Below are 10055 nucleotides of genomic sequence, written 5' to 3' on the forward strand. Positions count from 1 at the left end.
ACTTTGCCATTCTTCAGCCTACTCTCCTAGGAGGGCGTTACACAAGGGTGAGTTGGGATGCAGCAAGGATTTCAAGAACGATCGCCGATGCCAAGGGGTAAGGCCGTACTGAGCAAGGGCTTGACGGTGTTGGGGAGTGCTGTAGCCCACATTGCGTTCCCAGCCATACTGCGGATAACGACGAGCTAGGCGTGCCATGAAGCGATCGCGCCGTACTTTGGCAATAATGGAAGCACAGGCAATACTGTAGCTGTGGCGATCGCCGCCGACAATAGCAGTTACCCTTTCAAAGGGGGCTGTTTTCGTCAATTTGCCATCAATGAGGGCATGATCCCAAGGGGCAACCCGCGCCAAGGCCCGCGCCATTGCTCGGTAGGTGGCCTGCAGAATATTCACCTGATCAATTTCTGCCACACTGGCACTGCCAATGCCAATGGCGATCGCTTGCTTGGCAATCTCGGTAAAGAGGCGCGATCGCTGGCGGGGATTCAACTGCTTGGAATCCCGCACCTCTGCAAGGGGAACACAGTCCACCGGCAAAATTACGGCGGCTGCCACCACTGGCCCTGCCAAACAACCCCGACCCACTTCATCCACACCGACAACGCGACAATAGCCCTGTTGCCAGTAGGCTTGCTCATAGATCAGGCTAGGTGGTTCCATGCCTAGTGGCCAATGCCTACGTAGCGGAAGCCCAATGTCTCTAGCTGCTGGCGGTTCAAGAAGTTGCGACCGTCAATGATTACAGGTTGATGCATCTTCTGTGCCAATGCCCCATAATCCACCTCTTGGAACTGCGGCCAGTCCGTCACCAGCACCAGCGCATCACAGCCATCAGCGAGGTGCAGCAGATCCGTTTCCACAATCACATGGGAAAGGCCGGATCGCAGCCCCGACTGGGACACAAGGGGGTCATAGGCTTTGACCTTGGCGCCCAAACGATGCAATTCCTCAATCAAATAAAGGGCAGGGGCATCCCGCAGATCATCGGTGTTGGGCTTAAACGTTAATCCCAAAAGGCCAATGGTTTTACCCTTGAGGATTTTTAGCACCTGTTGCAGTTTTTCAATGACAACAAAGCGTTGCCGCTGGTTGACCTGAACGGCTGCTTTGAGCAACTGGGCATCGTAGCCGTAGTCCCCAGCGGTGTGGATTAAGGCCGAAACATCCTTGGGAAAACAGGACCCCCCCCAGCCCAAGCCCGCTTGCAGAAACTTCTCGCCAATGCGGGAATCTAGGCCAATGCCCTTGGCCACTTGCACCACATCTGCGCCCACGCGATCGCAAATGTTGGCAATTTCGTTAATGAAGCTGATTTTAGTGGCTAAAAAGGCATTGGCAGCATACTTAATCATTTCTGCCGAACTGAGATCCGTCACCAAAACGGGCACAGGGGGCAAGGTGGGATCAACGGCGTACTTGCGCTCAATGATCGGTGCATAAAGTTCCTGCATGATTTCAATGGCCTTGCGGCTACTACTGCCCAAAACAATGCGATCGGGATTGAAGGTGTCATAGACCGCCGAACCTTCCCGCAGAAATTCAGGGTTGCTCACCACATCAAAGTCTAGGGGCGGATGGGTTGCTCCCGCTTTAATAGCAGCGGCTAAATCGGGTTCGCGCTCAACCACACCATCGAGAATAATCATTCGCACCCAGTCCCCTGAGCCAATGGGCACTGTGGACTTATTGACAATCACCTTGTACCCTTGATTTAAATGGGCGCCAATGCCCCGGGCAACGGCTTCTACATAGCGGGTATCGGTTTCGCCATTGGGCAGCGCCGGTGTGCCGACCGCAATAAAGAGCACTTCACCAAACTCTACCCCAGCGCCCAAATCACTGCTGAACTGAATGTGACCACTGGCAATGGTACTGCGCAGCAGGTCAGTTAATCCTGGTTCATAAATTGGGGATTCCCCCTGCTGGAGCAGTTTGACTTTATCAGTATTGTTGTCAATGCAAATCACCTCATGGCCAATATGCGCCAAGCACACTCCCGTCACCAAGCCCACATAGCCGGTGCCGATCACACATACCCGCATTGCCAATGCTCTCCCTAAACTTCCACCATCATCGGGGTATAGGACACACCCAGCCGCTCCGCAAAGTCTGGAATCGTCCGCTGAAGCCCCTCTAAAAGAGGTACGGTCGGTTGCCAGTTCAAAACTGTGCGGGCAACAGTAATGTCGGGACGACGGCGCTGCGGGTCATCACTGGGCAGGGGCTTAAACTGGATTTCCACCCCCGGATTGATCAGGGCTTGGATTTTTTGGGCTAGCTCCAACACCGTGTACTCATCGGGGTTGCCCAGATTCACCGGGCCGATGTAGTCGCTATTCATCAGCCGAATCAAGCCTTCCACCAAATCGCTGACATAGCAGAAACTGCGGGTTTGCGAGCCATCCCCATAGACGGTAAGGGGCATGCCCTGCAAGGCTTGGACAATAAAATTGCTGACCACTCGGCCATCATTGATTTGCATTTTCGGGCCATAGGTATTAAAAATCCGTGCCACCCGAACATCCACATTATTTTGGCGGTGGTAGTCAAAGGTGAGGGTCTCTGCTACCCGCTTGCCTTCGTCGTAGCAGGAGCGGATGCCAATGGGGTTGACATTCCCCCAGTAGGACTCAGATTGGGGATGCACCAGCGGGTCGCCATAGACTTCCGAGGTGGAGGCAAGGAGAAACCGTGCCTTCACGCGTTTGGCCAACCCCAGCATGTGGAGAGTGCCTATGACATTGGTTTTAATGGTTTTGACGGGGTTGTATTGGTAGTGAACGGGGGAGGCAGGGCAGGCCAAGTGATAGATTTGATCCACCTCAAGGCGAATTGGATCGGTGATGTCGTGGCGGATGAGTTCAAAGTTGGGGTGACCCATCCAGCGCAGAACATTGCGCTTTGTGCCCGTAAAGTAGTTGTCTAGGCAAATGACCTCATGACCCGCTTCCATCAGCCGATCAACAAGATGGGAACCAATAAAGCCGGCACCGCCCGTCACCAGAATACGCATTGTTGTGCTTAACATACGCTATATCTCTGCCTCAGATTAGCACAAGTCGTTGGGAGGCTAGCACTTTCCGATTTCAGCGGGCGATCGCCTAGTCCCAGCTAAACTTCAGCGCACGTCCGCGCACGTTGGAATTCACCCGCCCTTGGCTAAAAACGATCTCCCCATTCACAAAGGTGTACACCGGCCACCCCGTCAATGACCAGCCCTCAAAGGGACTCCAGCCACACTTAGTCAGCAATTCCTCACGGCGTACGGGGCGATAGGTCTGCAAATCCACAAGAACAAGGTCAGCATCGTAACCGGGGGCAATTTTCCCTTTATTGGGAATGGCGTAGGCCGCAGCAACGGCAGTGGACATCCAACGCACCACTTGCGGCACTGTACAGCGACCCGCCATGGCTTGGGTCAACATCAGGGGCAAAGCGGTTTCCACCCCCGGCATGCCGGAGGGGCTTTGGGGATAGGGCTGCGCCTTTTCCTCTAAGGTGTGGGGGGCATGATCGGTGGCAATAAAATCAATCACCCCATCCAATAGTCCTTGCCAAAGTTTTTCATTGTCCACAGCGGTGCGTAGGGGTGGGTTCATTTGGGCAAGGGAGCCAATTTTGGCGTAGGCCTCTGTGGTCAGCAATAGGTGCTGGGGGGTAACTTCTACCGTGATCCAAGGGAGCTTGTGCTCGCGCAGAAAGTCCACTTCAATGCCTGTAGAAAGATGGAGAATGTGCAGGCGGCGTTCGTATTGACGGGAGAGCTTCACTGCTAACTGGGTGGCATTGAGGGCAGCGATCTCGTCTTGAATTTGCGAGTGCACGGCGACATCAGTCATGCCGGCAAATTGTTCGCGACGGGCGCGGATCCGCCCTTGATCTTCGGCATGGACGGCAATGAGGCGTTTCCCCTCCCTAAAGATGCGGTCTAGAATGGGTTCTTCATCCACCAGTAGGGGGCCGTGCATTGACCCCATGAAAATCTTGATGCCACAGACGGGATGAACGGTGTTGAGGAGGGCAAGGTTCTCCTTAGTGGCGCCAATGAAAAAGCCATAATTAACCACACATTTGGCGGCAGCGCGGGCGAGTTTATCATCGAGACTAGCCTGATCAATCGTCAGGGGACGGGTATTGGGCATTTCCAAAAAGCTGGTAACGCCCCCCTTAGCACAGGCACAACTGGCGGTAAAGAGATCTTCTTTGTGCTCTAGACCTGGTTCACGAAAATGCACTTGTGGGTCAATAACGCCTGGCAGGAGGGTTAAGCCCGTTGCATCAATCACCGTATCGCCGGGGTTCACGGTGACGGTCTCTGCCACTTCCGCAATGCGATCGCCCTCTAGGCGCACCTGTTGTTGACGCAGTTCTCCCTCTGGGGTACAAATCACCGCATTTTGGATTGCGATCGCCACCCTGTTCTCCTTCAAAATTGGCTCTCTCCCTTGATCCTACTGACATCTGAGACCCAAAGCCACAAAGTATAAACTATAAACATCTGTAATACCTGTGGTATAAAAATTTGCCCCAACTCTATCTTCGCAACGGAAATAAAACCCTTATACTGTAGAGCGTGTCTGTCGGTGGGGCGCAGTTGAATCCCTATGGAATCTGGTATTGACTTACAAGGGCAGTTTATTAGGGCATTGCAATCTCTGGGTTTTTCCCATGATGTGGCCAAGCTGCTATGGCTGCCCCTGCCCATGTTAATGATGCTCATTGTGGCTACTGTGGGCGTACTGGTGGCTGTTTGGCTAGAACGGAAAATTTCTGCCGCTGTGCAACAGCGTATTGGCCCAGAGTACATTGGCCCATTGGGAATTTTGGCCCCCTTGGCCGACGGCCTCAAACTGATTTTTAAGGAAGATGTTCTGCCTGCGAATACGGATCCCTGGCTGTTTACCCTCGGTCCAGCGGTGGTCGTGATTCCCGTCTTTTTGTCCTACATTATTGTCCCCTTTGGCCAAAACCTGCTGATCTCCAACTTGGCGATGGGGGTCTTTCTCTGGATTGCCCTGTCCAGTATTGCGCCCATTGGCCTGCTGATGTCGGGTTATGCCTCCAACAACAAATACTCCCTGCTGGGGGGACTGCGGGCAGCAGCACAATCCATTAGCTATGAGATTCCCCTTGCCTTGGCAGTCTTAGCCGTAGCCATGATGTCCAATGGCTTAGGCACAGTGGAAATTGTTGAGCAGCAGTCGGAGTACGGCATCCTCAGTTGGAACGTCTGGCGGCAGCCCATTGGCTTTTTAATCTTTTGGATTGCAGCTTTGGCCGAGTGCGAGCGCCTGCCCTTTGACTTGCCGGAAGCTGAGGAAGAACTCGTAGCGGGCTACCAAACGGAGTACGCGGGCATGAAGTTTGCCCTCTTTTACCTTGGTGCTTATGTCAACCTTGTGCTTTCGGCGCTCTTGGTGAGTGTTCTCTACTTTGGTGGTTGGAGCTTCCCCATCCCCTTAGAGACCATTGCCAGTCTCCTTGGCATTCCCGAAACCAATCCCTTTTTGCAGATTGCCTTTGCGGTAGTGGGCATCACCATGACCCTAATTAAAGCCTACTTCTTTGTCTTTTTGGCCATTTTGTTGCGCTGGACAGTTCCCCGTGTGCGCATTGACCAACTCCTAGACCTAGGTTGGAAATTCCTCCTGCCCGTGGGTCTAGTGAACTTGCTGCTGACAGCAGGTTTGAAGCTCGCCTTTCCCATGGCCTTTGGCGGTTAAGAAACTCCCCACTTCTATGAGGTGATACGATGAAATTCCTCAAGCAGATTACCAACTATGCCAAGGGGGCAGTGCAATCTGCCAAGTACATTGGTCAAGGTCTATCGGTGACCTTTGATCACATGCGGCGGCGACCAATCACTGTGCAGTATCCCTACGAGAAACTTATTCCCTCAGAACGGTTTCGGGGGCGGATTCACTTTGAGTTTGACAAGTGTATTGCCTGTGAAGTGTGTGTGCGCGTCTGCCCCATTAACCTGCCGGTAGTGGATTGGGTCTTCAACAAAGAGATCAAGAAGAAAGAACTGAAGCACTACAGCATTGATTTCGGCGTGTGCATCTTCTGTGCCAACTGTGTGGAATACTGCCCCACCAACTGCCTCTCGGTAACAGAGGAATACGAACTAGCCACCTACGATCGCCATGAGTTGAACTACGACAATGTGGCGATGGGTCGCATTCCCTACAAAGTGACCCAAGACCCAATGGTGACCCCGATCCGCGAGTTTGCCTACCTGCCGGCTGGGGTCATGTCGGGCCATGATTTGCCGGCGGGTGCCCAACGGGCGGGAGAGCGTCCAGAGGCGATCGCCAACCCCACTGAATCATCTGAATCATCTGAGAATTAGGAGTTGTTGCTGTGGATTTAGCCACCTTGACCCAAACGATTACTTTCTTTGCCTTGGCGGGTGCCGTGATTGTTGCTGCCCTTGGTGTTGTGCTCCTGAACAATGTTGTCTATTCTGCTTTTCTGCTGGGGGGGGTGTTTCTGAGTATCTCTGGGCTGTACATCCTCCTGAATGCTGACTTTGTTTCAGCGGCTCAAATTCTCATCTATGTGGGGGCGGTGAACGTTCTCATCCTCTTTGCGATCATGCTCGTCAATAAGCGCGAGGCCTATACCCCAGTGCCGGGCCGATGGCTGCGTCAGGGGGGCGCTGCAGTGGTTTCCCTAGGGGTTTTTGCCCTGCTGACAAAGATGATTTTGCAAACCCCTTGGCAAGTTAGCTCGCTGCCTCCTACCACCGACAGTATTACCACCATTGGTCAGCACTTTTTTAGCGATTTTCTCTTGCCCTTTGAATTGGCCTCAGTCTTGCTGCTGATGGCCTTGATTGGGGCAGTGGTGCTCGCCCGCCGCGAACTGGTTTTGGAACCTGAACCCACTCTAGGGGAAGAGGTAGTTCCCCCCTTGGAGTTACCGGAACGTCCCCGTGAACCTGTAGCCTTGTCTGAGAAGTAGGGGAAGACGATGCAGCTAACCTATGTTTTGATCTTGGCAGCACTGCTGTTTTGTATTGGCATTTATGGCTTAGTTACTAGTCGCAATGCCGTACGGGTGCTCATGTCTATTGAACTGCTCCTAAATGCTGTCAACCTCAACCTGATTGGTTTTGCTAATTATCTGGATGGCCAGCAAATTAAGGGGCAAGTCTTTGCCGTGTTTGTGATTACTGTGGCGGCGGCAGAAGCAGCCGTAGGCTTAGCCATTATTTTGGCCATCTATCGCAACCGTGACACTGTTGACATGGAGAAATTCAATCTTCTGAAATGGTAGGCTAAAAACAGGAACTTGCCTCCTTCAATTGCCGTCTATTTTTCGAGAACTCGTGTCAGCAAAGGGGCAATCACCTATGACAGTGCGTCTTGGTAAATCGGTCACCTATCTGTCGTTGATGGCATTGGGGGCGGCCGCTGCCATGTTTGCTACCCACCTAATGCCCACGTCAACGCCCTTAGTGACCCCCAGCTTGGCGCAGTTACCGGCACCACTGCCCGCGGGAAATGACATTAATTTTATTGCCCGTGCTGTTGAGCAAGTAGGACCTGCAGTGGTGCGGATTGATGCTTCCCGTACGGTACAAACCCGTGTACCGGCCATTTTTAATGACCCCTTCTTTCAGGAATTTTTTGGGCCAATGATGCCTCCCCCCAGTCGCGAGGAACGGGGGTTGGGATCGGGTTTTATTATTAGCAGTGATGGCTTGATCCTCACCAATGCCCACGTGGTGGATGGTGCAAACCGAGTGCGAGTAACCCTTAAGGATGGCCGCACGTTTGAGGGTCAAGTTCTCGGTCAAGATCGTCTGACTGATGTGGCCGTAGTCAAGGTGAATGCCAACAATTTACCGGTGGTGCGCCTTGGCAATTCCGATAATTTGCGCCCTGGTGAATGGGCGATCGCCATCGGTAACCCCCTAGGCTTGGATAATACAGTGACTGCGGGAATTATTAGTGCTACAGGCCGCTCCAGCGGCGATATTGGTGTACCCGATAAGCGAGTGGGCTTCATTCAAACCGATGCGGCGATTAACCCGGGTAACTCGGGCGGTCCTCTGTTGAATCAACGGGGAGAAGTGATTGGGATGAATACCGCGATCATTGGTGGTGCCCAAGGCTTGGGATTTGCGATTCCCATCAACACAGCTCAACGGATTGCCAACCAACTGATTGCCAATGGTCGCGTGGATCACCCCTTCCTTGGCATTCGCATGGCCAATCTCACGCCTGAAGTGCAGCAACGTCTCAATGCCAATCCCAATAGTCCCGTGCGGGTGCAGGAAAGTTCCGGTGTGCTGATCTTCCAAGTCCTGCCCAATTCGCCAGCCGCCCGCGCTGGTCTGCGCCCTGGGGACGTCATCCGCCGCATCAATGGCCAAACTATCACCAAGGCGGATCAAGTGCAGCAAATGGTGGAAAGCATAGGCATTGGTCGCACCATGGAACTGGAAGTGCGCCGTGGCAGCCAAACGCTAACTGTGGCTGTGCAGCCGGCGCCCCTCCCTGCCCAAGCTAGTCGCTAACGTGCTGACGGCAGTTCTCATTATTCCCACCGGCATTGGGGCTGCCATTGGCGGCTATGCAGGGGATGCGATTCCAGTCGTTCGTGCCTTAGCGCAGGTGTGCGATCGCCTGATTACCCATCCCAATGTTCTCAATGGGGCAATGCTCTATTGGCCGCTGCCCAATGTCTGGTATGTGGAAGGCTATGCCCTTGATGAATTTGCCGTTGGCCGTTGGGGATTGCTGCCACCGCGTCCAAATCGCATTGGTCTATTATTAGATGCGGCGATTGAAGGAGATCTTCAACTTCGCCATCGTCAAGCAGCGGCGGCCTGTTCTGCCACCTTAGGTTTAACCATTACTGAACCTGTTGTTACCGATGAACCCTTGGGAGTGCAGTTGCAAACTGCTGCCTCTGGCGCAACATGGGGTACGGTGGCGAATCCTGCCAGTTTATTGCGGGCGGCAGAAAAACTGATTCAAGTGGCTCAGGCAGAGGCGATCGCGATCGTTACTCGCTTTCCCGATGATGCGAGCACAGACGCACTGCACCACTATCGCAGTGGCCAAGGTGTGGATCCCCTCGCCGGGGCAGAAGCGGTCATTAGTCACTTAGTTGTCCAACACTTTCAGATTCCAGCAGCCCATGCCCCAGCCCTGCAACCATTGCCCCTAGAGGAGACTGTACATCCCCGTGCCCTTGCTGAAGAAATTGGCTACACCTTTTTGCCCTCGGTGTTGGTGGGGTTGAGTCGCGCTCCTCGCTATAGCTCAACTGCCCTGCAGGCTCTGTGGCGACAGGACGTAGATGCCGTGATTGTGCCTGCCACTGCCCTTGGTGGACGGGGAATTCTGGCCTTGGCTCAGCAGGGTGTCCCTATCCTAACGGTGGCTAATAATACCACAACCCTCAATGTCACAGGTGACGATTTGGGGATAGAGACGATTCCGTGCCAGTCCTATGCCGAAGCCATTGGCGTGCTGAGTGCAATGAAGGCGGGGGTGCATTGGCAGACAGTTACGACAGCAACCTGAAAAAATTCTTGCCTGCTGTGCGTTTATTAGGGGCAGGAGGATAGACTCTATTGATTACTACCGCTCGCCAAAAAGTTGATTTCGGAGCGATCGCTCTGCCTAGCTGATGCGCCGCGACTCCCTCTTTTATCAACTCTTTGCCCAGTGGCCCCAGAGCTTCTTTGACCTGCTGGGCATTGACAGTGCCGAGGGCTACCACTTTGACTCGATTGAACTCAAGGAAACCACCTTTCGCATTGATGGCGTCTTTGTGCCCCGCGACCCCTCAGGAGTGGTCTATTTCTGCGAAGTGCAGTTTCAGCGGGACAACACCTTCTATGAGCGCTTCTTTGCGGAGATTTTTCTGTATCTGCGGCTGCAGCGCCATCGGTTCTCCGATTGGCAGGCGGTGGTGATTTACCCTGACCCTCAGACAGAGCAAAAAGAGATTACTCCCTATGTTCCTCTCATCCAGAGCGATCGCCTGCGGCGGGTGTATCTGAATGAGCTGCCCTCACCAGAACAGTTGCC

Annotated in this window: 11 protein-coding genes; 7 read left to right on the plus strand and 4 right to left on the minus strand. The window is 53.6% G+C overall.

Going from position 1 to position 10055, the window contains the following annotated elements; all coding sequences use genetic code 11:
• Nucleotides 1-18: 18 nt before the first annotated feature.
• The 4 genes from ACK4HN_RS06730 to ACK4HN_RS06745 all read right to left on the minus strand — a co-directional run bounded on the left by ACK4HN_RS06730 (nt 19) and on the right by ACK4HN_RS06745 (nt 4418).
• Complete coding sequence (locus tag ACK4HN_RS06730) at nt 19-663, minus strand: ribonuclease HII (RefSeq protein WP_409877390.1); 645 nt, start codon at nt 661-663, stop codon at nt 19-21.
• Between the two features lie 2 nt (nt 664-665).
• Nucleotides 666-2045: a UDP-glucose dehydrogenase family protein gene (locus ACK4HN_RS06735; RefSeq protein WP_409877392.1), complete on the minus strand. Its 1380-nt coding sequence runs from the start codon at nt 2043-2045 to the stop codon at nt 666-668.
• Between the two features lie 14 nt (nt 2046-2059).
• The gene (locus ACK4HN_RS06740; protein WP_409877399.1) at nt 2060-3016 is read right to left on the minus strand and encodes a UDP-glucuronic acid decarboxylase family protein; all 957 of its coding nucleotides are present in this window, start codon (nt 3014-3016) and stop codon (nt 2060-2062) included.
• An 88-nt stretch (nt 3017-3104) separates the two neighbouring features.
• Nucleotides 3105-4418 carry a dihydroorotase gene (locus ACK4HN_RS06745; RefSeq protein ID WP_409877393.1) on the minus strand — a complete coding sequence of 438 codons (1314 nt, stop codon included), beginning with the start codon at nt 4416-4418 and terminating at the stop codon, nt 3105-3107.
• A gap of 189 nt (nt 4419-4607) precedes the next feature.
• On the opposite strand from ACK4HN_RS06745, the gene nuoH reads away from it, so the two are divergent.
• From nuoH to ACK4HN_RS06780, 7 genes are all read left to right on the plus strand, one after another.
• Nucleotides 4608-5726, plus strand: coding sequence for an NADH-quinone oxidoreductase subunit NuoH (gene nuoH, locus ACK4HN_RS06750; RefSeq protein WP_409870262.1), 1119 nt, complete (start codon nt 4608-4610; stop codon nt 5724-5726).
• 29 nt (nt 5727-5755) lie between these two features.
• On the plus strand, nt 5756-6355 hold the full coding sequence (ndhI, locus tag ACK4HN_RS06755; protein WP_409870260.1) for an NAD(P)H-quinone oxidoreductase subunit I: 600 nt from the start codon (nt 5756-5758) through the stop codon (nt 6353-6355).
• A gap of 11 nt (nt 6356-6366) precedes the next feature.
• Entirely contained in the window at nt 6367-6969 is a 603-nt protein-coding gene (locus ACK4HN_RS06760) for an NADH-quinone oxidoreductase subunit J (RefSeq protein WP_409870258.1), read from the plus strand.
• A 9-nt stretch (nt 6970-6978) separates the two neighbouring features.
• Nucleotides 6979-7284, plus strand: coding sequence for an NADH-quinone oxidoreductase subunit NuoK (gene nuoK / locus ACK4HN_RS06765; protein ID WP_011056517.1), 306 nt, complete (start codon nt 6979-6981; stop codon nt 7282-7284).
• A 76-nt stretch (nt 7285-7360) separates the two neighbouring features.
• Nucleotides 7361-8530 carry an HhoA/HhoB/HtrA family serine endopeptidase gene (locus ACK4HN_RS06770; protein WP_409877394.1) on the plus strand — a complete coding sequence of 390 codons (1170 nt, stop codon included), beginning with the start codon at nt 7361-7363 and terminating at the stop codon, nt 8528-8530.
• Nucleotide 8531: 1 nt separating this feature from the next.
• Nucleotides 8532-9545: a DUF3326 domain-containing protein gene (locus ACK4HN_RS06775; protein WP_409877396.1), complete on the plus strand. Its 1014-nt coding sequence runs from the start codon at nt 8532-8534 to the stop codon at nt 9543-9545.
• Between the two features lie 106 nt (nt 9546-9651).
• On the plus strand, nt 9652-10055 hold a 404-nt coding region (locus ACK4HN_RS06780), incomplete at its 3' end, for an Rpn family recombination-promoting nuclease/putative transposase (RefSeq protein ID WP_409877397.1).

This window comes from Thermosynechococcus sp. (genome assembly GCF_046299655.1).
In the GTDB taxonomy this organism is placed as follows: domain Bacteria; phylum Cyanobacteriota; class Cyanobacteriia; order Thermosynechococcales; family Thermosynechococcaceae; genus Thermosynechococcus.

Bases quoted from the DNA above. Each gene is read 5' to 3' on its own strand.
- ACK4HN_RS06730 (WP_409877390.1), bottom strand. From the start codon at position 663: ATGGAACCACCTAGCCTGATCTATGAGCAAGCCTACTGGCAACAGGGC.
- nuoH (WP_409870262.1), top strand. From the start codon at position 4,608: ATGGAATCTGGTATTGACTTACAAGGGCAGTTTATTAGGGCATTGCAA.
- nuoK (WP_011056517.1), top strand. From the start codon at position 6,979: ATGCAGCTAACCTATGTTTTGATCTTGGCAGCACTGCTGTTTTGTATT.
- ACK4HN_RS06735 (WP_409877392.1), bottom strand. From the start codon at position 2,045: ATGCGGGTATGTGTGATCGGCACCGGCTATGTGGGCTTGGTGACGGGA.
- ndhI (WP_409870260.1), top strand. From the start codon at position 5,756: ATGAAATTCCTCAAGCAGATTACCAACTATGCCAAGGGGGCAGTGCAA.
- ACK4HN_RS06770 (WP_409877394.1), top strand. From the start codon at position 7,361: ATGACAGTGCGTCTTGGTAAATCGGTCACCTATCTGTCGTTGATGGCA.
- ACK4HN_RS06740 (WP_409877399.1), bottom strand. From the start codon at position 3,016: ATGCGTATTCTGGTGACGGGCGGTGCCGGCTTTATTGGTTCCCATCTT.